Genomic DNA, 22,085 nt, shown 5'->3' with positions numbered 1-22,085 from the left:
CCCCCCCCGCGCTTCTCGGCGTCCGCCCGGGGTGCGGATCCCCGGCCCGCGCAGCAGCCTGAAGTCATGGCACCTCCCACGACACCCCCACCGGAGCACCCGCACATCGTGGTCCATCCCCCGGCCCTCGACGGCTCCCGCCGGGTCACCTTGGGCGAGGAGACGCTCGGCGTCGCCTCGCACGTCGACGACGTCGCCGAGCTCCTGCGGCTGGCCGACCTGTACGTGACCGACGTCGAGGAGAGCGAACTGGTCGAGTGGCAGGGCGGCGGCCCGGACGAGTGGCCCGGGCTGCACGAACACCACGAGCACCACCAGGGCTGAACGCGCGTAGGCACCCCCGCCGGCGGGCACAACCCCGGCAACACGGGGGCGCACGGGGGTGGTGTCATGGACGACGGCACGTTGGCCTGGCTCGAGCCGCACGAGGTCGCACTGCTGCGCGGCGGCCCTCGCGCCGCCGTGACGGTCGCCGTGGTGGACCTGTATCTGCGGGGCGCCGTCGAGCCCGGCCCGCCGGGCACCGTACGGGCCCTGCCGTCGGCGCCGGGCACGGGCGCGACTCCCCTTCCGAACCTGGCGGAAGTGGTGCGGTGGCGTCTCGACGAGCCCCTCGGTATACGGAAGCTGACCCGGGACCCGGACGTCCGCCTGGCGGTGGCCCTGCTGCGGATCCCCCTGGCGGAGGACGGGTTGCTGCGCTGGCCGCTGCTCGGACCGACCCGGGCCGCCCGCCGCCAGGTGCGGGCCCTGCAGGAACTGCACCCGCTGCCCACGAGCCGACGCGGTCTGACGGCCGACGAGAGACTGCTCGCCGTAGCTCTGCACGACGAGGCCGCGTTGCGCGTCCTGCTGCCCCGCTTCGCCCTTCGGGCCGGTCTCGTCGAGCGGGTGGAGGTGGCGGACAAGGGCCTCCTGAAGCACTCCCCGCACAGTGGCCGGGGCGGTTCGGGAGGCGGTACGGCGCACTACTGCGGCGGCGGGTGCGGCGGCGGCGGCTCCGCCTGAGCGGGGGCCGCGGCGGGGCACGCGAAGGAGCGGCCCGTTCACCTGGGAACGGGCCGCTCTCGACGCGGTGCGTACGGGTCAGGCCTTCAGCGACCGGATCGCCGTCGGGGCGTGCCCCGGCTCGGTCGCGAGCTCCTCGAACTCCATGACGTTGCTGATGTCGTTGGTGCCGGACATGGAGATGTTGGTGACGCGCTCCAGGATCGCCTCGACGACGACCGGCACCTGGTGCTCGGCGGCCAGCTTCTTGGCCTGCTCCAGGGCCGCGCCCAGCTCGCCCGGGTCGGTCACCCTTATCGCCTTGCAGCCCAGGCCCTCGGCGACCTTCACGTGGTCGACGCCGTAGACGCCCAGCTCGGGCGAGTTGATGTTCTCGAACTCCAGCTTGACCTGGAAGTCGATGTCGAACGCCCGCTGCGCCTGCCGGATCAGGCCCAGGTAGGAGTTGTTGACCAGGACGTGCACGTACGGGATCTTGTGCTGCGCGCCGACGGCCAGTTCCTCGATCATGAACTGGAAGTCGTAGTCGCCGGAGAGCGCCACGACCTGGGCCTCGGGGTCGGCCTTGGCGACGCCGAGCGCGGCCGGGACGGTCCAGCCGAGGGGGCCGGCCTGGCCGCAGTTGATCCAGTGCCGCGGGCGGTAGACGTGCAGCATCTGGGCGCCGGCGATCTGCGAGAGGCCGATGGTGGAGACGTACCGGGTCTCCGGGCCGAAGGCCTTGTTCATCTCCTCGTAGACGCGCTGCGGCTTGATCGGGATGTCGTCGAAGTGCGTACGGCGCTGGAGGGTGGCCTTGCGCTCCTGGGCGGAGGCGGCCCACGCGGAGCGGTCGGGCAGCTTCCCGGCCGCCTTCAGCTCCTTTGCGACCTCGACGAACAGCGCCAGGGCCGCCTTCGCGTCGGAGGCGATGCCGTAGTCGGGGGCGAAGATCTTGCCGATCTGGGTCGGCTCGACGTCGACGTGGACGAACTTCCGCCCGGCGGTGTAGACGTCCAGCTTGCCGGTGTGGCGGTTGGCCCAGCGGTTGCCGATGCCGAGGACGAAGTCGGACTCCAGGAACGTCGCGTTGCCGTAGCGGTGCGAGGTCTGGAGGCCGACCATGCCGGCGTTCAGCTCGTGGTCGTCGGGCAGCAGGCCCCAGCCCATCAGGGTCGGCACGACCGGGGTGCCGGTCAGCTCGGCGAACTCCACGAGGAGGTCGGCGGCGTCGGCGTTGATGACACCGCCGCCGGCCACGATCAGCGGGCGCTCGGCGGCGTTGAGCATGCCGATCGCCTTCTCGATCTGGGCGCGGGACGCGGCCGGCTTGTAGACCGGCAGCGGCTCGTAGGTCTCGGGGTCGAACTCGATCTCCGTCATCTGGACGTCGATCGGCAGGTCGATCAGGACCGGGCCGGGGCGGCCGGAGCGCATGAGGTGGAACGCCTGCTGGAAGACGCCGGGGACCTGCGCGGCCTCCAGGACGGTGACCGCCATCTTCGTCACCGGCTTGGCGATGGAGGCGATGTCGACGGCCTGGAAGTCCTCCTTGTGGATCACCGCGGTCGGCGCCTGGCCGGTGATGCACAGGATCGGGATCGAGTCGCCGATCGCGGAGTAGAGGCCGGTGATCATGTCGGTGCCGGCCGGCCCGGAGGTGCCGATGCAGACGCCGATGTTGCCGGGGTGGGTCCGGGTGTAGCCCTCGGCCATGTGCGAGGCGCCCTCGACGTGGCGGGCCAGGGTGTGCTGGACGCCCCCGGAGGCCTTGAGCGCCGCGTAGAAGGGGTTGATCGCCGCACCCGGCACACCGAACGCGTCGGTGACGCCCTCGCGCTTGAGGATCTCAACTGCCGCGCGGGCAGCGGTCATACGAGCCATCGAATACTCCTGCCTCGGCTGTCGGATTCGCACGCCCGTCGCGCCCCGCGGTGAGCTCTTCCGTTAGCAACTTCCGTATAGCGGAATTTCTTTTCTACGATCTGGAAGTAATGTAAGCGGGCGACCGAGGGCCGTCAAGAGAGAACGACGGGGCCGGGCCCGGGTCCGGGACCGTCCCGGTGTCCCGGTGGACGCCGGGCCGGCCGGAACGCGCGAGGGGGGCACCCGGTGGATACCGGGTGCCCCCCTCGGGGACGGGTGGGCCGGACTACCGCGCCGCGTGGCCGAAGCGGTCCCCGCTCGCGGGGAGGCCGCCCTGGCCCGGCTGGTAGGCGGTGACCGGGGCGATCGGCTGACCGAGGGTCACGTTGGACATCGGCAGGGCGTACAGGGCGCCGTAGGCGCTCGGGCCGTCGGGCATGCCGACGTACAGCTGGGTGCCGGTGAAGTGGAGGCTGGAGCCCAGACGCTGGTTGGCTCCCGGGGCACCGGGGATGCCGTCGCCGTCACCGGACTCGATCCACTTGTCGTTGGCACCGGGGGCGCCGACGAGCGAGAAGACATGGACCGCGCCCGACTTGGTCGCCGTGCCGACGGCCTCGTCGGGGACGCCGACGGCCAGCCTCATCGTGGCCGCGGTGCTCACCGCGCGCGGCGCGGTGTTGACGGCGGTCACGGTCGTGCCGAAGTGGTCACCGGCCTCCGAGGTGCCGGAGACGTCGTCGTCGGCGGTGCCGGAGGAGATGCCGTAGAGCTGGGTGTAGGTGCCCGAGGCGGTGACGCGGAAGGTCAGGACAGTGCCCGTCTCCGCCTTCTGGACGTCGTTGACGGCCAGGGCCTCGCCCGGGGAGCCGACCGCGAGGATCGACTCGGTGGCGGCCGCCGCGCCCGACGGGCGGTAGGGGGCCAGGGCCAGGGAGGCACCGAAGCGGTCGCCCGCCTCGGCGCCGCCGGAGACCGTGTCCAGGTCCTGGTCGAGGCCGAACAGCGGGGTGGGCCGGTTCTCGGAGTTCAGCTTGTGGGAGAAGACCGCGAGGTTGCCGGCCGCGTCGTCGCCGCCGATGTTCTCGTTCGGGGCGCCGATGGCGATGTGGTTGGCGTCGGCCGCGAGCACGGCGCCGAAGCCGTCGTTCGCCTCGACCGCGCCCGGCACGTTCAGCTTGTCCTGGTGGACGGAGACGTTGGTGCCGCCGCGCACGTAGAACGCCTCGCCGGCCTTGGCGGCGCCGTCGAGGCCCTCGCCCGGCGTGCCGATCACGACGAAGGGCTCACCGGCGGCGGTGGTGCCGGCGACCAGGGCCTGGCCCAGGAGGTCGCCGGTCTCCGGGGTGGAGGCGGACAGCGAGCCGTTGCCGGAGGCCTGCTGGAAGTGGGTGTTCTTCGTGACGCCGGTGCCGATGCCGCCGGGGGCACCGTGCAGGACGTCGGCCATGCCCGCGTCCTCGGCCTCGCCCAGCTTCTCGCCCGGGGTGCCGACGACCAGGTCGGTGCAGCCGTCCTCGTCGTAGTCGACGGTGGCGATGGCCTGGCCGAAGTTGTCGCTCGCCTCGGCGCCGCCCGGCACCCAGTCGAGGTCCTGGTTGAGCTCGGCGGTGCCCTTGCCGCCGCCGTACACGACCCGCACGACACCGGCCTTCGCGTCGCCGCCGACGGTCGCGGCGGGGTCGGCGACGGCGATGTCCTCGACGCCGTCGCAGTTGAAGTCGGTGACACGGTTGGCGCCCGCCTTGGACGCGACCCAGGAGGCCAGGTCGTCGACACGGGTGGCGACGCCCGAGGTGCGGGTCTCGGCGGCGTCGATGCCGAAGCAGCCGGCCTGGTAGGAGCGGCTGGCGAGCGCGGCCAGCTGCGCGGTGCCGTTCACGGTGCGGACCAGCGGGCCGCCGGTGTCGCCCATGCAGGCGGCCACGCCGTCCTTGCCGGTGACGGTCGCGGTGGTGGCGTCGGAGGCGTCGACCGAGAAGGTGCCGGTGTGCAGGTTCAGCGGCGCCCACTCGGTCTTGCTGCGGCCGTAGCCCGCGAGGGTCAGCTCCTCGCCCGCGGTGGGCGCGGTCGCGGCCAGGGCGATGGGGGTGACGCCGGCGACCGGGCGGTTCAGCCGGGCCAGGACCACGTCGCGGTCGGCGCGGGGCACGAGTTCCACGACCGTGCGGACCGCGCCGGCGGTGCCGGAGAGGTCGCTGCGGCCGATGGTCGCGGTGGTCTTCTTCTGCGGCTTGCCCGCGGGCACCGCGAGGCTCGCGGCGGGGTTGTCGGCGAAGCAACTGGCCGCGGTGAGCAGCCACTCGGTGTCGACCAGGACGCCGGAGCAGCCGCGGTCGTGGTCACCGACGACGATCTGCGCCGCGTAGGCGTGGGTGGTGTCGGAGGCCGCGGAGGCGGGGCCCGTCACGGCGGCGGCGGGGACGGCGGTCATGACGACCGGTCCGGCGGCCAGGGCTGCGGCCAGTGCGGTCAGCCGCACGGCTCTGGGGTGTCGCATCAATGTGTTCCTTGCTGGCAGTTCCGGTTCAAGGGCGTTCGGCTGGCGCTACTTGGAGGTCCTGATCTCCACGAGCAGGTGCTCGCGGCCCTGCTCGTCCGCGCTCTCACCCACCGGGGTCCAGGTGTTCTTCTCGATGTCGAAGGACTTCTCCTCGTCCCCGACGGTCATCTCGACCTGGGTGGCGTAGTCGTTGCCCTTGACGATGTAGACGGCGGGGATCTCCAGGGTCAGCCAGCCCGAGTCACCGACCGTCTTGAAGCAGATCGTCTCCGCGTTCCGCCGGGCCATGACCTGCAGGAGGCCCGTGCCGCTGCCGCATTCGGCCAGCGTGATGTGCCCGTCCCCGCGCTTGAGGACGATGCCCCGCTCCTCGAGGATCTTGTCCGCCTGCGGGTAGTTGAAGTCCTCGACCGCGTAACCGGGAGCCTCGTCCGCCACGGCCACCGCCGGGCTGTCGGCTCCGCCCTGGGTTCCGGCCGCCAGCGCGGTCCACGCCAGGGCGCCGGCGACTGCCGCCGCACCCAGGGTGCGGGCGATGAGCGTCTTCTTCTGGCGCGACTTCGCCGCGCCATCGACGTGTGTCTTCATACCATCCCTTTACTTGATTCACGGGTGACCGGACACCGCATCCGGCCCCTGCAGGGTCCACAGGACCCGGCGAAGCGGACGCCTCCACTGCTCCGACCGCCCGACAGGCCGCGCCTCGGAGAGCGTCTCGACGAGTCGGACACGAGAGGGTTCGGCCCGCACCCACGGGCCACGCGATGACGGATTTACCTGTACTTCTCGACAACCCCGCCAAGGGAGCCGCACAGGGGCGGGAATCGGCCTTTACGAGGGCAGGATCCTTGCGCGCGAACGGAAACCGTCGGATGAGTCGAATCGCTCGAAGAAGACGCCCGCAATTCGATGTGATCCCCCAATCCCGGCGACAACGCAACTGCTCCACAATGGCTTCGGCGTCGCCGCCCTCATTCGGAAACACCGCTTCCCGAACTCACGGCTCCGCTGGGCCTGTCCATGTCACCCCCACCCAATGATCGCTGTCCACCGACTGAACTTGAGCAAAGCGGACAGACGTTGAAGACTTCGCGTGAGGTTCGTCACCTGTTGCAAAGGTTGTACGACCCAACGTGAAGAACCTGTGTAGATCAGCGGTGGTTGTCCACGGTCGGACCCGACTGGCCTTCGCGACCCGCCTTCTGGCTGGCTGTCAACTCACACTCCTGCTGATTGCTTTCCCCATCGATGCGCGTTGAAATGGTTCCGTCTTTTGCGCACATTCGCTGTCCGGCAACAAAGACGACGAGGACCACTCACTTATGCAGACGATGTTCTGGAGCCGCAGACGGCTCCTTGGCGCGGTGGCCGCCGCGACCACCGTGGCCGCCAGTCCCCTGTCTCTCGCGTCCCCGGTCCGTGCCTCCACCACGGAGGGCACGGCGGGCGACGCGCTCGCCCTGCCCGACACCGACCGGGCGAAGGTGGTCAGGGCCTGGATGACGGGCGGCCGGGCCACCAGGGCCGCCGCGGCGTACGCGCTCCACGGCACCGACGCCGAGGTCCGGACCTTCCTCACCGAGACGCTCCCGAAGGTCACGGTGGAGGACAACCGCGTCGCCATCGCCAGGAGCCTCGTCCGGGCCGGCAAGGGCACTCGCCGCGAGGCGGTCGCCGCTCTCGACAACGGTGACGCCGCCATCGCCGCCTTCCTGCAGGACGGCTACAAGCCGGCCCTGCTCGAGGACCTGAGCGTGGCGACCTCCATCGTGTCGGCCACGGGTACCAGGGCCGTCCAGCGGGAGGCCTCCGCCGCCCTGGACATCGGCACCCAGCAGGCTCTCGAGGGATTCCTCCTCGACGGCCAGTACGACGCCGCTCTCGAGGACGCGCGCGTCCAGGTCTCCACGATGCTGGTCAGTGCCGGGCCCGAGGTGAGGAAGTACGCGGAACGCGCCCTGAGCGGCACGGCGTCGGACATCGAGTGGTTCCTCGACACCGGCCAGCACATCGCCCGGGCCCGGGACCAGGAGTCGGCGACCATCGCCGAACTCGTCGCGGTGGTCGAGCGGGAGGGCAAGCGCGCCCAGGCCGAGACCGACCTGGCCACCGAGGCCTCCGCGCGCGCCCAGGCCGCCGCCCAGAAGGCCAAGGAGGCGGCCGAGAAGGCCGCCGCCGAGGCCGCGGCGGCCCAGCAGGACGTGCAGAGGTCCGCCGCGGCCGCTCGCAAGGCCGCGAACGCCGCGAAGGGCGCGGCGAACGCCGCCCGCGACGCCATCAGCGCCTCCAACTCTGCGGTGAACGCCTCCCGTCGCGCCTCCTACGCGGCCACGGCGGCCTCTCACGCCGCCGCGAGGGCCGGCAACGCCGCCTCGCGCGCCTACAACGCCGCCATCGCCGCCTCCAAGGACGCCTCCAAGACGACGGCGGCCAAGAACGCCGCCGTCGCCGCCCGCGACGCGGCCGCGAAGGCCCAGTCCGCGGCCAGGGCGGCCGACTACGCCGCGGCCGCCACCGCCCAGTCCGTCAACGCCGGCATCGCGGCCGCGGGCGCCGCCCGCAACTCGGCCGCCGCCGCCCAGGCCGCCGCGCAGGCCGCCGCGGCCTCCGGTGCGGCCCAGTCCGAGGCGGCCGAGGCCAAGCGCCAGGCGGCCATCGCGTCGGCCGCCGCCAACCGCGCCACCAACTCCGCCTCCACCGCCCAGGCCCTCGCCAACACGGCCGCCTCCGCGGCACGCGCGGCGCGCGACGCCGCCAACTCCGCGGCCGAGCACGCCCTGAAGTCCGCCGACGCCGCCGACGAGGCGGTGAAGAACGCGGGCAAGGCCATCGACTACGCCAACAAGTCCACCGCGCACGCCGCCGAGGCCGTGAAGGCCGCCGACGTCGCCACCAAGGCCGTGACGGACGCCATGGCGGTGGAGCAGGCGGCCCGGAATGCGGAGCTGGCCCGCCTGGAGCAGGACAAGCTGCAGGGCGTCGAGGAAGCCCGCCTGCTGGCCCGGATCGAGGCCGAAGAGGAGGCCGAGTACGAGAACAAGCGCACCCAGGACGCCCGGACCGAGCAGGCCCTCAAGGAGGTCATCGCCGCGGCCGAGAAGGCCCTGTGGGAGACCGGCGACCTGGCGCTCGCCGCCACGCTGGGCCGCAGGGCCGCCACCGGGCTACTGGACGCGAAGGGCGCGTGGACGCGGCAGGCGGCCCAGTTCGCGCTGGCCGGCAGCGACGAGGACGTGCTCTCCTGGGTGGACCTCGACCGGGCCCTCGCCAAGAACCAGGACGACCGGGAGACCGTCCTCTACCTCGCGCAGATATCCAGCCCCGCCATCGCGGAGGCCGCCCACGCCGCCCTCCAGAGCTCCAGTTCGACGGCGGTGGGCGACTTCCTCACCTCCGGGGTGATCCGGGCGTCCCAGGACGACAACAAGGTCCAGATCGGCCGCATCCTCAACGACAACCCGGGCAAGGCCGTCACCAAGGCCGCCAACGACGCGCTCGACGCGAACACCCCGGAGGCGTACCAGGACTTCTTCGACCGCACCTACCCGGCCGCGGTGCGGGAGGACGACGCGGTGGCCACCGCGACGTCCACGGCCACCGGCGGCGAGTACGTCAAGTCGTACGCGGAAGTGGCCCTGGAGGGCCCCACCTGGATGCGCCGGAGCTTCGTGCAGACCGTGCAGTACAAGGCGGCGCAGCTCGACCACGACTCCGCCACCCACGTCGCCGCGATCCGCGGGTCGATCGCGGCAGCGGCCAAGATCGCCTTCCAGGCGCAGAAGGACGCGGCGGACGCGTCGAAGGCGGCGGCCGACGCCCGCAACGCCGCCGACAAGGCCCAGGAGTGGGCCGACAAGGCGATCGACGCGGCGAACCAGGCGAACGCCTCCTCCCAGCAGGCCAAGGACAACGCCGACGCCGCCGACCGTTCCGCGGCGGCCGCGCAGACCTCGGCGAACCAGGCCAAGGCGGCGGCCGCGACCGCGCGCCAGGCGTCCCGGTCGGCGAACTACTCCGCGAACAAGGCCATCGACGCGGCCCGTTCGGCGCTCCAGTCCTCCTACAGCGCCCAGGCGTCGGCCGCCGCGGCCCGCCAGTCCGCGCTCCAGGCGGGCCGGGACAAGGCGGCGGCGGCCGCCGCCGCCAGCCAGGCGCACCAGATCGCCGACCAGAAGCGCCGGGCCGAGATCGCCGAGAAGGCCCGCGAGGCCGCCGAGAAGGCGAAGCAGGAGCGGGAGCAGGGCCGGAACCCGGCCGACAGCGACACCCACGACGAAGTCCACCCCAACGGCACCGGCGGGGAGGGCGAGGACTGGTGGTCGGACGCCGGCTGGTGGGCCGATGCCGCCAACAAGGTCAGCGTCGCCTCGGGCCTGATCGCCGCCGGCCTCGGTGCGGCCAGTCTGGTCTTCCCGCCGCTCGCGGCGGGCGCGGCGTTCTTCGGTTACGTGTCGCTGGGCGCCGGCGCGCTGGGAGCCCTCTTCACCGGCATCGAACACGGCTTCCTCAGCGGCGAGTTCGTCGGCTCGGTCGGCAACGCCGCCCTCAACCTGGCCACCTTCGGCCGCGGCAAGCTGGTGAAGCCGCTGGTGAAGAAGGTCTCACCCGTGGTCAACAAGATCGCGCAAGAGGGCAAGGAAGTGGTGTCCGACCTCGTCGACGACCTGGTCCCGTGGTGATCAGCACCGTCCGCCCGTCAGGCGACGGGTGACGCCCCGCCCCGCCGGTGACCGGCGGGGCGGTCCAGCCCGACGCGGCAGACGGGCGTCCCGGACCCCGCGGCCCCGGCGAGATCCACACGACGCGCCCTGGTGCCGTGGGCGTGGGAGGGTCCGGTCAGCGGAAGTCCTCGTCGCGGTACTCGTGCTGCGAGCCGGCCGCCGTGGCCTCGCGCAGCTCGATGCGGCGGATCTTGCCGGACACGGTCTTGGGCAGCTCGCCGAACTCCAGGCGGCGGATGCGCTTGTAGGGGGCGAGGACCTCGCGGGAGTGCTCGAAGAGCACCTTCGCGGTGTCCGGGCCCGGCTCCCAGCCCGCCGCCGGCACGATGTACGCCTTCGGTACGGCGAGGCGCAGGTCGTCCGGGGCCGGCACGACCGCCGCCTCGGCGACCGCCTCGTGCTCCAGCAGCGCGCTCTCCAGCTCGAACGGGGAGATCTTGTAGTCGGAGGCCTTGAAGACGTCGTCCGCGCGCCCGATGTAGGTGAGGTATCCGTCGGCGTCGCGGGCGCCGATGTCGCCGGTGCGGTAGTAGCCGCCGGCCATCGCCTCGGCGGTGCGGTCGGGGTCGCCGTGGTAGCCGGTCATCAGGCCGACGGGGAGCTCGGACAGGTCGAGGGCGATCTCCCCCTCGACCGCGCCGGGGGCGCCGCTGACGGGGTCGAGGAGTACGACGCGGTAGCCGGGGCTGGGGCGGCCCATGGAGCCGGTCTTGAGGACCTGGCCGGGGCTGTTGGCCACCTGGACGGCGGTCTCGGTCTGTCCGAAGCCGTCCCGGATGGTCACGCCCCAGGCGCGGCGGACCTGTTCGATGACCTCGGGGTTCAGCGGCTCACCGGCGGCGACGACCTCGCGCGGCGGGGTGGCGAGGCGGGTCAGGTCGGCCTGGATGAGCATCCGCCACACGGTCGGCGGGGCGCAGAAGGTGGTCACCCCGGCCCTGTCCATCTCGGCCATCAGGCGGGGCGCGTCGAACCGCGTGTAGTTGTACAGGAAGACGGTCGCCTCGGCGTTCCACGGCGCGAACAGGTTCGACCAGGCGTGCTTGGCCCAGCCGGGCGAGGAGATGTTCAGGTGGACGTCGCCGGGTTTCAGGCCGATCCAGTACATCGTCGCCAGATGGCCTACGGGGTACGAGAGGTGGGTGTGCTCCACCAGCTTGGGCCGGGCCGTCGTACCCGAGGTGAAGTACAGCATCAGCGGGTCGTCGGCGGCGGTGGGGCCGTCGGGGGTGAAGGCGTCCAAGGCCGTGTGGACGTCCTCGTACGGCCGCCAGCCGGCCGCCGTGGTGCCGCCGACCGCGATGCGCGTGTAGTCGCCGGGCACGTCGGCGAACTTGCCGGTGTCCTCGGCGCGCACGATCACGTGCCCGACCCGGCCTCGGTCGACGCGGTCGCGCAGGTCGGCGGGGCCGAGCAGCGGGGTGGCCGGGATGACGACGGCGCGCAGCTTCATCGCGGCGAGCGCGGTCTCCCACAGTTCGACCTGGTTGCCGAGCATGACGAGGATGCGGTCCTCGGGGCCGACGCCCCACTCGCGCAGCCGGTTCGCCACGCGGTGGGAGCGGGCGGACATCTCGGCGAAGGAGACCCGGACCTCGGAGCCGTCCTCCTCGACGATGTGCAGCGCGGTGCGCTCGTTGCCCTCGGCGATGACGTCGAACCAGTCCAGCGCCCAGTTGAAGTTCTGGGGGCGGGGCCAGGTGAAGCCCTCGTAGGCGGCGGTGTAGTCGTCGCGGTGTTCCAGCAGGAAGTCCCGTGCGGTGCGGAACAGCTCCGTGGCCGTCGTCATCTGTCCTCCTTCGTGCCGGACCTCGCCGGGCGGCCCTGCCATCGTGCAGTCCGCGACTCGGGTTTCACCACTGTTTCCCCTGAAGTCCTGATCATCGCCGGCGATCTCCTCGGCCCCGCACCCCCGTCGGGCCTGAAGACCCGCTCACCCCACCCGAACGATTACCATCCGCACGGGTTGCACGTTCGACAGACGAACTGGCGTTCCCGCGTGGACATACGGAGGGGAGCGGTCACCGTGCGAGGGGACTTCGCGGAGCCTGCCGGATGCCCTTCCGACCTGGTCATCGGGCGGGAGGAGGCGTTCGGCGCGGCGCGTGACCAGCTCACCCGGGGCGGCAGTGTGCTGCTGCACGGGCCCGCCGGAATCGGGAAGTCGACCGTCCTGCGGGCCCTGGCCGCGGAGTACGCCCGCACCGCGCGCACGGTGTTGCGCTGCTCGGCCACCGAGTCCGAATCCCATCTCCCCTTCCTCGCCCTCGCCGACCTCCTGGGGCTGGTCCTGGACGAGGTGGCGGACGCGCTGCCCGCCGCCCAGCGCACCGCGTTGGAGTCGGCGCTCACCGGCCGCGGGGAGTCCACGCTCCAGCGCGACGGGCTGGCGCTGCGCCTGGCCGTGCTCTCCGCGGTGCGCGCCCTCGCCGCCGCCGGGCCCGTCCTCGTCGTCGCCGACGACCTCCAGTGGCTCGACCCGGCCAGCGCCGAACTCCTCGGCTTCGCCGCCCGCCGCCTGGGCGACACCCCGGTACGGCTGCTGTGCGCGGTGCGGACCGAGGGGCCGGAGACGGAGGGCGCGGAGTACGACCGCCATCTGCGCGCGTCCCCGCCGGACACGCGTCCGGTCCGGCTCGGTCCGCTGACCCGGGCGCAGGTGTCGACGCTGCTCGACGAACGCGGCTACGGAGGCCTGCCCCGTTCCACGGTCCGCGACATCCACCGCACCAGCGGCGGCAACCCCCTGTTCGCCCTGGAGCTGGGCCGGGCGCTCGCCGAGGGTCCCACCCCGCCCAGGCCCGGCGAGCCGCTGCCGGTGCCGACCTCGCTGCGCGCCCTGGTGCTCTCCCGCCTGGAGATGCTGTCCGACGAGGCGCGGCGCACCCTCCTGGTGGCCAGCGCGGGCGCCCGCCCCACGCCGGCCCTGCTGCGCGCGGCCGGCCGGGAGAACGCCGAGGCCGAGACCGCCCGGGCGGCCGAGCTGGGGCTGCTGGCGACCGACCCGGACGGCCCGGTCGTACGGTTCGCGCATCCGCTGATCTCGGCCGCGCTGTACGCCGAGGCCCCGCCGCCGGAGCGGCGGGCCGCGCACGCCGCGCTGTCCACGGCGGCGTCCGACCCGATCGAGCGCGCCCGGCACCTGGCGCTGGCCACCACGGGCACCGACCCGGGGGTGGCGGCCCGGCTGGCCGGGGCCGCCGCGCTGGCCCGGGACCGCGGGGCGCCGTCGGTCGCCGCCTCGCTGGGTCTGCTCGCGGCCCGGCACACCCCGGCGGGCAGCGACCCGGGGCCCAGCGAGCGCCGGCTCCAGGCCGCCGAGGACGCCATCACCGCCGGCGAGGCGGACCTCGCCCGGGACGTCGCCCGCGAGGTGCTGACCCGGGCCGGTGCGCCCGGTGAGCGGGTGCGGGCGTGGATGGTGGTGATCGAGGCGGCCGGGCAGGCCATCGGCGAGGTCGACGCCGTGTTCCCGCAGGCCCTGGCCGACGCGGGCGACGACCCCCGGCTGCTCGCCCTGGTCCACTACCAGCTCGCCTGGCGTTCGCTGGTGGTGCAGGGCGATTTCGCGCAGGGCCGTCAGGAGGCCGCGCACGCGGCCCGGCTGGCGGCGCGGGCCGGGGACCGGCGCGCCGAGCTGCTCGCGCTCGCGTTCCAGGCCCAGGCCGAGACGCTGATGGGGCATCCGGACGCCCCGGCGACCATCCGGCGGGCGCTTCAGGAGCCGCAGGACCCGCGGGTGGCGTGCCATCACAACGGGGCCCTCTCGAGCCGGTTCCGGTGGCTGGTGATGAGCGACCGGCTGGCCGAGGCGCGGACCACGGCCACCGCCCTGCTGCGTGAGGTTCGCCGGCGCGGCATGGTCGAGAGCGAGGTCCACTACCTGCGCTTCCTCGCCGAGACCGAGCTGCACTCCGGGCACTGCGGCCGGGCCCTGGAACTCGCCCGGGAGAGCCTGACGCTGGCCCGGGACGCGGGCATCGGCGAGGGGGCCGGCGCGATGCAGGCCGCCCTCGCCGAGGCCGCCGGGGGCGACGTGCGGCGGGCGCTCGCGCTGGCGCGGGAGGCGGTGCGGCGGGCCGAGGAGGACGGTGACGCCGTCTACCTCTCGCGCACCCTGGCCGCGCTCGGCCACGCCGAGCTGGTGGCGGGCGACGCGGGGGCCGCCGTGCGGGCGCTGCGCCGGGTACGGGAGTTGGAGGCCGGGGCGGGCATCACCGACCCGGCGCGCGGCCGGTGGCAGGGCGACCTCGCCGAGGCGCTGGTGCGGACCGGCGAGCCGGCCGAGGCGCAGGACGTCATCGAGGTCGCCCGCGCCCACGCGCTGCGGCTGGGCCGCGAGAGCGTGCTGGCCGTGCTGGACCGGGCCGAGGCACAGGTGCGGGCGGCGCGGGGTGAATACCGGTCCGCCGTCACGCGGTTGGCCTCGGCGCGGGAGCGGCTGGCCGGGCTCGGATACGGTCTGGAGGAGGCGCGGGCCGCCTTCGCCCTGGCGGCGCTGCACGCCTCACGGCCCGGACGGGCGCCGGTGCCGGCGTCGTACGACGAGGCCGCGCGGCTGTTCCGGCGCTGCCGGGCGCTGCCCTGGCTGCGGCAGGTGGAGGCGGCGGTCGCGGCGCAGGCGGCCGGGCCGGTCGCCGCGCGGGCCACCGTGCCGGACCCCCTGGCGGGCCTCGCCGCGATGGAGCGCCGGGTGGCCGCGCTCGTCATGGAGGGCGCCACCAACCGGGAGATCGCCGCGCGCCTGTTCGTGAGCGTCAAGACGGTCGAGGCGACGCTGACCCGGGTCTACCGCAAGCTCGGGATCCGATCCCGGGTCGACCTCGTCAGAGTGGCGGCGGGCCGGGGACCCGAATGATCCCGGGCGGGTTTACCGAGGGCCGACCGAGGGTTTTCCCTGCCCGAGTGCCCTAGGGGGTTCCCTCATTGGGAGGCCGGTACCGCCGGTCCTAGCGTGAGGGCGTGCCGCTCGCCCGGGCATACGGGGGTCTGTCCCGAGACCCCCGTGCCGGCGAGGGCCGTACGCGGGCCGGTCGTCCGGGTGCCCATTCCCGGCCGGCCGCGTTCTCGGGGCCCGGTCATCGGGCTCCGGCTGTGAGCGCGCGGGCCACCTCCGGGCCCGCCCGGCAGGTTTCCTGAGCAACCCTCAGGCGCAAGACCAGGGGGCGTTGCGAGCCACCACGAGCGGCCCGCAACGCCCCCTCTCCACGCCGTGCCCCGCCGACGGCGTCGCCCGTCAGCCGCGTACGGTCCCGAAGCGGATGTCGTACGCGGTGCCCGGGTGCATCGTCGCCAGCATCCGCTCCCCCTCGGCCGCGACCTCGTCCCGCCGTGTCTTCGCCAGGCGGTCGAAGAGCTCGACGACGAGGGCGTCGTCGTCGAGCTTCCACAGGCCGGCCACGAAGCCGTCGACGAGGAGGGTGCGGTGGGCGAGGTTCTTCGCCCAGGTGCGGCCCTTGTGCGCGGGCGGCACGACGCGGGTGCGGTCGGCGTGGGAGAGGAGCAGGTTGTCGTACTCGGGCAGGAAGCGCGGCGGGGCGGGGGTGTCCGGGTCGGGGCGGGGTGCGTCGGGAAGGTCGAACAGCTCGACGCCGCTGGGGTCCGCGAAGGTGACGAGCCGGGGGCGGAGCCGTTCGAAGGCGTCCCTCAGCCGGGTCAGGCCCGCCCAGGTCTGCATGTCCTTCACGGAGGCGGGACCGAAGGCGGCGAGGTAGCGCAGCACGACGGCGTCCGGTGCCGGAGCCGGCCGGCTGGGGCGCCCGAACCACTGCTCGGCGGTGGTGAGCGTGACCTGACCGCTCCTGCCCCACAGTCCACGCGGGGTCACCTGCACGAGCGGGAGCCGGCAGCGGGCGGCGACGGACAGGGCCTGGGGGTCGGCGTCGGGCCACTCGGCGAGGAGGGCCCCGCGCAGTTGTCCCATGGTGCGGGGTTCCGTCTCGACCAGTTCGCGGGCGAGGACGGCGAGCCGGTCCAGGTCGACGCCCACGAGCCCCTTGCGGAAGGCGCCCAGTTCGCGGTCCCGGGCGGCCTGCACCAGCGGGCGCAGGGTGAGGCAGTCGTCGGCGGTGTGGGTGTGGAGGGTGGACCGCATGGTGACGATGCGGGCGACCCGCCGGTCGGCCATCGGCACGGACAGGTCGTCGGGGGTGAAGCCGTCCAGGCGGGCGGCGAGCGCGTAGTACGGGGGCTTCACGTTCTGGGCCTGGAGTCCGACCAGGTGTGCGACGGCGGCCTCGGCTGACATCGGCGCGCGGCGCAGCAGCAACTGCCGGGCGAGGGTGGCGCGGTTGAGGGCGCGGGTGCCGAGGACGGGGACCGTCGTGGGTGCCTGGGACGTCATGCGCCGCACGATAGCGCCACTCGCGGACAGGTTCTGTCCTCGATGCCGCGGGCCGCGGTCGTCCGCGCGGACGCCGGGGTGGTCGCCGGGGTGGTCGCCCGGGTGAACGTCCGCGTGGACGTCGGGGTGCCCCTCGTCGGCCGCGGTCGTTCGGTGTTCTGCTGGTCGGGCGCGGTGGCGGTCGGCGTGTCCGGTGCGGTCGGCCGGGGAACCCGCGACAGGGCGTGGGAAGCAGGGTGATCGCGAGGGAGGCCGACGGATGCGCGAACTGGCGGTTTCGCTGTGGGACGTGGACAACGGGCAGGGCCTGCGTCAGCTGGCCGAGCTGGGGCTCGCCCTGCTGCTGTCGAGCCTGATCGGCTGGGAGCGGGAGGCCCAGCAGAAGAGCGCCGGGCTGCGCACCCACACCCTGGTCGGCGTGGCCAGCGCGCTGATGATGGAGGTCTCCCAGCACGGGTTCACCGGCGTGCTGGGCATGGACGGCGTCTCCCTCGATCCGTCCCGGGTGGCCGCCCAGATCGTCTCCGGGATCGGCTTCATCGGCGGCGGCCTGATCTTCGTACGACGGGACGCCGTACGGGGCCTGACGACCGCCGCGACCATCTGGCTCACCTGCGCGGTCGGCATGGCCTGCGGCGGGGGGCTGCCGATCCTGGCCCTGGCCACCACCGCGCTGCACTTCTTGGTCGTGCGCGGCTATCAGGCCCTGAGCTCGCGTCTCACGAAGGAAACGGCCACCACGGTGGAGATCCGGCTGACCTATCTCACGGGCCGGGCTCTGCTGCCGCAGCTGATGGAGACCTGCACGCGGCGCGGGTTCCGCGTCCTGCGGGTGACCGCCGACCGGCTGCCCGGCCGTACGGACCCGGCGGCCCGGGTCCTGCTGCGGCTGGAGGGGACCGGGGACGCCGTGCGGCTGACGTCCGACCTGTTCCGCGCCGAGGGGGTGCTCGGCGCCGACCTGAACGCCGTCGCGGAGGAGTAGGCGAACCGGCGCCGCGGTGATTGCCCCTCGGCCGGGCGGGCACCCGGGGGCACTGTGCACGCACGGGACGAACGCGACGGTCACGACACGCACGGCAGGCGGGTCCTGGCCCTGGTGACCGGGTGGTTCAGCTTTCCGGACGGGGAGGCGACCGCCGGGGACGTGCTGGCGCTGCGGCGGGTCGAGGAGGTGCTGCGGGGCGCGGGGCTCGCGTACGACGTCGTGTGGAGCCCCGGGTTCCGGGCGGAGGCGCTGCACTTCGCGGACGTGGAACCGGCGGCGTACTCGCGTCTGGTGTTCGTGTGCGGGCCGGCGCACGGGCCGCAGGTCGAGGAGTTGCACCGGCGGTTCGCGCACTGCCTGCGGGTCGCCGTCGGCGTGTCCGTCGTCGACCCCGGCTCGCCGGCCGTGACCGGCTTCCACCGGGTGCTCGCCCGGGACGCCGCCGGCACCGCGCCGACCCTGGACCTGGCGGCCCGCGCGCCCGCGCTGCCGGCCCGGCCGGTCGTCGGGGTGGTTCTCACCCACGGGCAGCACGAGTACGGGGGGCAGCGGCGGCACGAGGAGGTCGCCGCGGGGCTGACGCGCTGGCTGGCCGCCAAGGACTGCGCCCGTCTGGAGCTGGAGACCCGGCTCGACGCGCACGACTGGCGGCTGTGCGGCACGCCGGCCCAGCTGGAGGCCGTGCTGGCCCGGCTGGACCTGGTCGTCACCGACCGGCTGCACGGCATGGTCCTGGCGCTGAGGGCCGGGACGCCGGCGCTGGCGGTGGACCCGGTCGCGGGCGGCGCCAAGGTGACCGCGCAGGCCCGCGCCTGCGGCTGGCCGGCGCTGGTGCCCGCCGAGCGGCTGGCGGAGGGGCCGGAGGGGCTGCTGGAGCACTGGTGGCACTGGTGCCTGGCCGGCGGCGGGCGGGCCGAGGCCGCGCGGGTCGGCGCCGGGTTCCGGGCGGCGGACGCGGTCGCGGACGCCGCGGACGGTCTCGTGGCGGCGCTGGGGGCGGGGCCGGCCGGTTAGTTCCCGGGCGGCGCGGGCACTCGGGGGTTCGTCGGTCCGCGCCCAGGAGGAGACATCGTGTCCATCGGCCGACTCCCTGACCACGAGCAACGCATACTCGACGAGGTCGAACGGGCGCTGCGCCGCGACCGCCGGCTGGACCGGCGGCTGCGCACGCTCCGCATCGGCCGCCGCCCCGACCTCGGCCGCCTGGCGGCCTACCGCCCGCGCACCCTGACCGTCCTCATGCTGCTCACCCTGTCGGTCACCCTGCTGGTCACCGGCATCGTCACGTCCGCACCGGGCGTGATCTGGGCCTTCGCCGCGGTGTGGCCGGTGACGCTGTTCGCGGCGTTCCGGCTGCTGTGCCGGTGGACGGAGGGATAGGCCGTGCCCTGCCTCCTGCGGCCGACCCCGCGTCCCCTCGGCGCGGGGCCGGCCGGTTCGGTGGGGTCAGCCCGTGTAACTGCGGGCCGTCGACGCGCGCTGGGCGGGTTCCAGTGAGCGCAGGCGCGCCTCGACCTCCGGCGGCAGCACCCGGCGTTCCCGCAGGACCCACGGCAGGGCGGCCACAGCCTCGGCGAAGGCGCGCAGGGACGCGGTGTCGCGGGGGACGGTGCGGGCCAGGTGGAGGGTGCGGCGCAGGGCGGGACCGGCCGGGCGGCGCAGCCAGGTGAACCACAGGGTGTTGCGGATGCCGTGCGCCCGCCTCAGAGTCGGGTCCCTGACCACCGAGGGGCGGTGATGGATCGTCAGGTGGTCGGCGTACGTCAGCCACCAGCCGTTCGCCGCCAGGTCGGCGGCGAGCAGTTCCTCCTCGCCGCCGAGCCACAGCCGGGGGTGGAAGCCGCCCGCGGCCCGGAAGGCGTCGGTGCGCAGGACCGTCGCGGCGGCCAGGAAGGAACCGAGCGCCGGGCCGGGGAGCCAGTCCGGGCGGGGCACGGGCGAGTCGCGCAGTTCCTCGACGATCGGGTCCTCGGTGCCGTCCGGTTCGACGACGATGCGGGCGGTGACCGCGCCGACCGCCGGGTACCGGTCGAGCAGGTCGGCCGCCCCCGACAGGGAGCCCGGCGCCCACCAGGAGTCGTCGTCGCAGAAGGCGACGTAGGGCGTGCGGACCCGGCGGACCGCCAGGTTGCGGCCGGCGGCCCCCAGGTTGCGGCCGGGGCGCAGGAGCCGTACCCGCGGGTGGTGGTGGGCGACGGCGGAGGCGGTGCCGTCGGTGGAGGCGTTGTCGGTGACGAACACCGCCGGGTGTTCCGGGAGTTCGGCGAGGCGGTCCAGGGTGTGCAGGAGTTCCGGGCGCCGGTTGTGGGTGATGACGACGACGGTGGTCCGGGGGTCGGTCACGGCGTCGCTCCGTTCGCACGGTCGTGGGCGTCGCCGTGCGCGCGGTCGTCCGCCTCGTCGTGCGCGTCGTCGTGCGCGTCGTCGTGCGCGTCGTCGTGCGCGTCGTCCAGGAGGCGGGCGGCGCGCTCCACGTGGGGCGGCAGTGGTCTGCGGGCGTGCAGGGCGGCGGGCAGGCGGGTGAGCGCCTCGCGCAGGGCGCGCCGGGCGTGCGGGTCGTGGCGGGCCTCGGCGGCGAGGTCGCGGGTGCGGGCGAGGGCGTACGGCAGGGGGCGGCGCAGCCAGGCGGTGAGGAGTTCGTTGCGGCGCACGACGGCCGGCCGGCCGGTGCGGGGGCCGGGGTCCGGGTGGTGGTGGGCGACCACGTCGGGGCAGTGCGTGACGCCCCAGCCGCGGGCGGCGAGATCGTAGGCGAGGAGGGTCTCCTCGGCGCCGAAGAAGAGCAGGGGGTGGTAGCCGCCCGCGTCGAGGTAGGCCGTGCGGCGGACGACGGCGGCGCAGCCGAGGAAGCCGAGCACCTGGTTGCCCGGCAGGTCGGTGGCCGCGCCGAGGGGCGAGTGGGCGAGCAGGTCGTTCAGCGGGTCCGCGGCGTCGGAGGGGCCGACGAGGGTGCGGGCCGAGAGCAGGCCGAGCCGGGGGTGCTCGTCGAAGTGCCGGGCCGCGGCGGCGAGGGCACCCGGCGCCCACCAGGAGTCGTCGTCGCTGAACGCCACGTACGGGGTGTCCAGCGCGCGGACGCCGTGGGTGCGGGCGAGGGCACCGCGGTTGAACGGCAGGGAGAGGACGCGGACCCGGGGGAAGTCGCGGGCCAGCATGGCGCGGGTGTCGTCGGTGGAGGCGTTGTCGACGACGAGTATCTCGGGCCGCTCGGGCAGGGCGAGCAGGTTCCGCACGGTGACGGCGAGGCTCGCGGAGCGGTTGCGGGTGGCGATGACGATGCCGACGGGGGCGGGTTTCGTGGGGTCGGGGTGCGGCCGTTCGCGGGTGGCCGAGAGGCCGTGGTCCGTGCCGTGGTTCATGGTGTCTCTCCAGGGGCGTCCAGGGCGTCGAGGGCGTCGAGGGCGCCCAGGACCTCTTCGGTGCCGATCCGCAGCAGCGCGGGGTCGGTCCCGTGGCCGTGCGGGTCGCCGTCCGGGCCCGGATGCCACAGGGCGCGGTGGCGGGGAAGGGCCGGTGGGCCCCAGCGGCTGGGCGGGACCGGGCCGAAGAGGGTGACGGAAGGGGCGGCGTGGGCGACGGCGAGGTGGGCGATGCCGGTGTCGCCGCTGACGACGGCGTGGGCGTCGGCCACCAGGGCGGAGAGCCGGTCGTAGGGCAGCCCGCCGCCGAACACGTCCGTGTCGGGAAGGTGGGCGAGCTTGGCCAGTCGGGCCACCAGGTCCCCCTCGTCCGCTCCCCCGGTGACGACGACCCGGCGTCCCCGGCAGCGCAGCGCCTCGGCGACGGCCGCGTACCGTTCCACCGGCCAGCAGCGGGAGGGGGCGCCGGCGCCGGGGTGCAGCACGACGGCGCCGGCGGCCGGGGAGGGTCCCGGCGGGCGGGGCAGCAGGAGGTCGGTGGGGTCGGCGTCGATGCCGTACGCCCGCAGCAGCCGGCACCACCGGTCGCGTTCGTGTTCCCGCGCGTACCAGGGCGGGCCGTCCACCTCCGGCGTCCCCGGGTGCGCGAATGCCAGCAGCTTCCGTGGGCGCAGGCGCGTCAGCAGGCGGTGGCTGGGCGGTCCGTTGCCGTGCAGGTCGACGGCGACGTCGGGGGGCGGCCCGGTCCAGTCGAGGGTGCGCGGGACGGCACGGCCGGGCTCGGCGGCGGGCAGCACCCGGTCCACGGCGCCGCTCGCCGCGGCCACGGGCGCCAGCTCGGCGGGGGTGGCCAGCACCAGCTCGTGCCCGGGATACGCGCGACGCAGCGCGCGGAGCGCGGGCACCCCGGCGAGCAGGTCCCCGAGCCCGAGGGCCCGCAGCACGAGCACCCGGGGACGCACCCCGGGGCCACCTCGCTGCCGCCCGGGCTCCGAGGCGTCGTACGCCGAGCGCGCGTCGGGCGGGTGCGCCGTCCCGGCCGACGGCGGATGCACCGGATCCCCCGTCACCGGACCACCGGCCGAGGGCAGGGATGCCGCACCCCGTGTCGGCGGGGTGCCGGCGGACCCCGAACGCACCGCACCAGCACCACCGGCACCCGACGCGAGCACACGCCCCGCACCCACCATCCCGGCCGACGGCGGATGCACCGGATCCCCCGTCACCGGACCACCGGCCGAGGGCAGGGATGCCCCGCCCCGCGTCGGCGGGGTGCCGGCGGGTGGTGGCGTCGGGGCTCGGCCCCGGGCCAGGGGCG

The 22,085-nt window shown here is 74.4% G+C and carries 16 protein-coding genes; 8 read left to right on the top strand and 8 right to left on the bottom strand.

Translation table 11 applies throughout. The features are described 5' to 3' along the window. The first annotated feature begins 66 nt into the window (after window positions 1-66). Entirely contained in the window at window positions 67-324 is a 258-nt protein-coding gene (locus tag RM812_RS32360; RefSeq protein ID WP_311580682.1) for a hypothetical protein, read from the top strand. A 66-nt stretch (window positions 325-390) separates the two neighbouring features. Continuing rightward, window positions 391-1,008 (top strand): DUF2207 domain-containing protein, encoded by a 618-nt coding sequence (locus RM812_RS32355; RefSeq protein ID WP_311580678.1) that lies wholly within the window; start codon window positions 391-393, stop codon window positions 1,006-1,008. 78 nt (window positions 1,009-1,086) lie between these two features. On the opposite strand, the gene gcl is transcribed toward RM812_RS32355, so the two are convergent. The 3 genes from gcl to RM812_RS32340 form a co-directional block, all read right to left on the bottom strand. After that, complete coding sequence (gene gcl, locus RM812_RS32350; RefSeq protein ID WP_311580675.1) at window positions 1,087-2,871, bottom strand: glyoxylate carboligase; 1,785 nt, start codon at window positions 2,869-2,871, stop codon at window positions 1,087-1,089. Window positions 2,872-3,139: 268 nt separating this feature from the next. After that, on the bottom strand, window positions 3,140-5,353 hold the full coding sequence (locus RM812_RS32345) for a trypsin-like serine protease (protein ID WP_311580672.1): 2,214 nt from the start codon (window positions 5,351-5,353) through the stop codon (window positions 3,140-3,142). A gap of 48 nt (window positions 5,354-5,401) precedes the next feature. Then, window positions 5,402-5,944 (bottom strand): hypothetical protein, encoded by a 543-nt coding sequence (locus RM812_RS32340; RefSeq protein WP_311580670.1) that lies wholly within the window; start codon window positions 5,942-5,944, stop codon window positions 5,402-5,404. Window positions 5,945-6,678: 734 nt separating this feature from the next. Between RM812_RS32340 and RM812_RS32335 the strand changes: the two genes are divergently transcribed. Next, window positions 6,679-10,035 (top strand): ALF repeat-containing protein, encoded by a 3,357-nt coding sequence (locus RM812_RS32335; RefSeq protein ID WP_311580667.1) that lies wholly within the window; start codon window positions 6,679-6,681, stop codon window positions 10,033-10,035. A 157-nt stretch (window positions 10,036-10,192) separates the two neighbouring features. Here the strand turns inward: RM812_RS32335 and RM812_RS32330 are convergent, their stop codons facing one another. After that, on the bottom strand, window positions 10,193-11,866 hold the full coding sequence (locus tag RM812_RS32330; RefSeq protein WP_311580665.1) for an AMP-binding protein: 1,674 nt from the start codon (window positions 11,864-11,866) through the stop codon (window positions 10,193-10,195). Between the two features lie 237 nt (window positions 11,867-12,103). Between RM812_RS32330 and RM812_RS32325 the strand changes: the two genes are divergently transcribed. Next, a complete protein-coding gene (locus RM812_RS32325) occupies window positions 12,104-14,935 on the top strand; it encodes a LuxR family transcriptional regulator (protein ID WP_311580662.1) in 2,832 nt (943 codons plus the stop codon). 378 nt (window positions 14,936-15,313) lie between these two features. On the opposite strand, the gene RM812_RS32320 is transcribed toward RM812_RS32325, so the two are convergent. Next, window positions 15,314-16,420 (bottom strand): winged helix DNA-binding domain-containing protein, encoded by a 1,107-nt coding sequence (locus RM812_RS32320; RefSeq protein WP_311580659.1) that lies wholly within the window; start codon window positions 16,418-16,420, stop codon window positions 15,314-15,316. Window positions 16,421-16,462: 42 nt separating this feature from the next. On the opposite strand from RM812_RS32320, the gene RM812_RS32315 reads away from it, so the two are divergent. Genes RM812_RS32315 through RM812_RS32300 form a run of 4 tightly spaced genes read left to right on the top strand, consistent with a single transcriptional unit; the run spans window position 16,463 to window position 18,788 of the window. Further along, the gene (locus RM812_RS32315) at window positions 16,463-16,660 is read left to right on the top strand and encodes a hypothetical protein (RefSeq protein ID WP_311580656.1); all 198 of its coding nucleotides are present in this window, start codon (window positions 16,463-16,465) and stop codon (window positions 16,658-16,660) included. Window positions 16,661-16,679: 19 nt separating this feature from the next. Continuing rightward, window positions 16,680-17,405 (top strand): MgtC/SapB family protein, encoded by a 726-nt coding sequence (locus tag RM812_RS32310; RefSeq protein WP_311580653.1) that lies wholly within the window; start codon window positions 16,680-16,682, stop codon window positions 17,403-17,405. A 54-nt stretch (window positions 17,406-17,459) separates the two neighbouring features. Further along, window positions 17,460-18,422 (top strand): polysaccharide pyruvyl transferase family protein, encoded by a 963-nt coding sequence (locus tag RM812_RS32305; RefSeq protein ID WP_311580650.1) that lies wholly within the window; start codon window positions 17,460-17,462, stop codon window positions 18,420-18,422. A 57-nt stretch (window positions 18,423-18,479) separates the two neighbouring features. After that, the gene (locus RM812_RS32300) at window positions 18,480-18,788 is read left to right on the top strand and encodes a DUF3040 domain-containing protein (protein WP_311580647.1); all 309 of its coding nucleotides are present in this window, start codon (window positions 18,480-18,482) and stop codon (window positions 18,786-18,788) included. 66 nt (window positions 18,789-18,854) lie between these two features. Here the strand turns inward: RM812_RS32300 and RM812_RS32295 are convergent, their stop codons facing one another. Genes RM812_RS32295 through RM812_RS32285 form a run of 3 tightly spaced genes read right to left on the bottom strand, consistent with a single transcriptional unit; the run spans window position 18,855 to window position 21,954 of the window. Then, entirely contained in the window at window positions 18,855-19,751 is an 897-nt protein-coding gene (locus RM812_RS32295; RefSeq protein ID WP_311580644.1) for a glycosyltransferase family 2 protein, read from the bottom strand. Further along, window positions 19,748-20,767 (bottom strand): glycosyltransferase family 2 protein, encoded by a 1,020-nt coding sequence (locus RM812_RS32290; protein WP_311580641.1) that lies wholly within the window; start codon window positions 20,765-20,767, stop codon window positions 19,748-19,750. The genes RM812_RS32295 and RM812_RS32290 overlap by 4 nt, the downstream gene beginning before the upstream one ends. Beyond that, window positions 20,764-21,954: a glycosyltransferase family 9 protein gene (locus RM812_RS32285; protein WP_394816544.1), complete on the bottom strand. Its 1,191-nt coding sequence runs from the start codon at window positions 21,952-21,954 to the stop codon at window positions 20,764-20,766. The genes RM812_RS32290 and RM812_RS32285 overlap by 4 nt, the downstream gene beginning before the upstream one ends. Between the last annotated feature and the right edge of the window lie 131 nt (window positions 21,955-22,085).

Source organism: Streptomyces lancefieldiae, from assembly GCF_031845825.1.
GTDB classification, from domain to species: Bacteria; Actinomycetota; Actinomycetes; order Streptomycetales; family Streptomycetaceae; genus Streptomyces; species Streptomyces lancefieldiae.
This window is presented reverse-complemented; position numbering and strand designations above follow the sequence as displayed.

What these genes read in the sequence shown, in the direction of transcription:
- RM812_RS32360 (WP_311580682.1), top strand. Translation starts at nt 67, where the DNA reads ATGGCACCTCCCACGACACCCCCACCGGAGCACCCGCACATCGTGGTC.
- RM812_RS32355 (WP_311580678.1), top strand. Translation starts at nt 391, where the DNA reads ATGGACGACGGCACGTTGGCCTGGCTCGAGCCGCACGAGGTCGCACTG.
- gcl (WP_311580675.1), bottom strand. Translation starts at nt 2,871, where the DNA reads ATGGCTCGTATGACCGCTGCCCGCGCGGCAGTTGAGATCCTCAAGCGC.
- RM812_RS32345 (WP_311580672.1), bottom strand. Translation starts at nt 5,353, where the DNA reads ATGCGACACCCCAGAGCCGTGCGGCTGACCGCACTGGCCGCAGCCCTG.
- RM812_RS32340 (WP_311580670.1), bottom strand. Translation starts at nt 5,944, where the DNA reads ATGAAGACACACGTCGATGGCGCGGCGAAGTCGCGCCAGAAGAAGACG.
- RM812_RS32335 (WP_311580667.1), top strand. Translation starts at nt 6,679, where the DNA reads ATGCAGACGATGTTCTGGAGCCGCAGACGGCTCCTTGGCGCGGTGGCC.
- RM812_RS32330 (WP_311580665.1), bottom strand. Translation starts at nt 11,866, where the DNA reads ATGACGACGGCCACGGAGCTGTTCCGCACCGCACGGGACTTCCTGCTG.
- RM812_RS32320 (WP_311580659.1), bottom strand. Translation starts at nt 16,420, where the DNA reads ATGACGTCCCAGGCACCCACGACGGTCCCCGTCCTCGGCACCCGCGCC.
- RM812_RS32315 (WP_311580656.1), top strand. Translation starts at nt 16,463, where the DNA reads ATGCCGCGGGCCGCGGTCGTCCGCGCGGACGCCGGGGTGGTCGCCGGG.
- RM812_RS32310 (WP_311580653.1), top strand. Translation starts at nt 16,680, where the DNA reads ATGCGCGAACTGGCGGTTTCGCTGTGGGACGTGGACAACGGGCAGGGC.
- RM812_RS32290 (WP_311580641.1), bottom strand. Translation starts at nt 20,767, where the DNA reads ATGAACCACGGCACGGACCACGGCCTCTCGGCCACCCGCGAACGGCCG.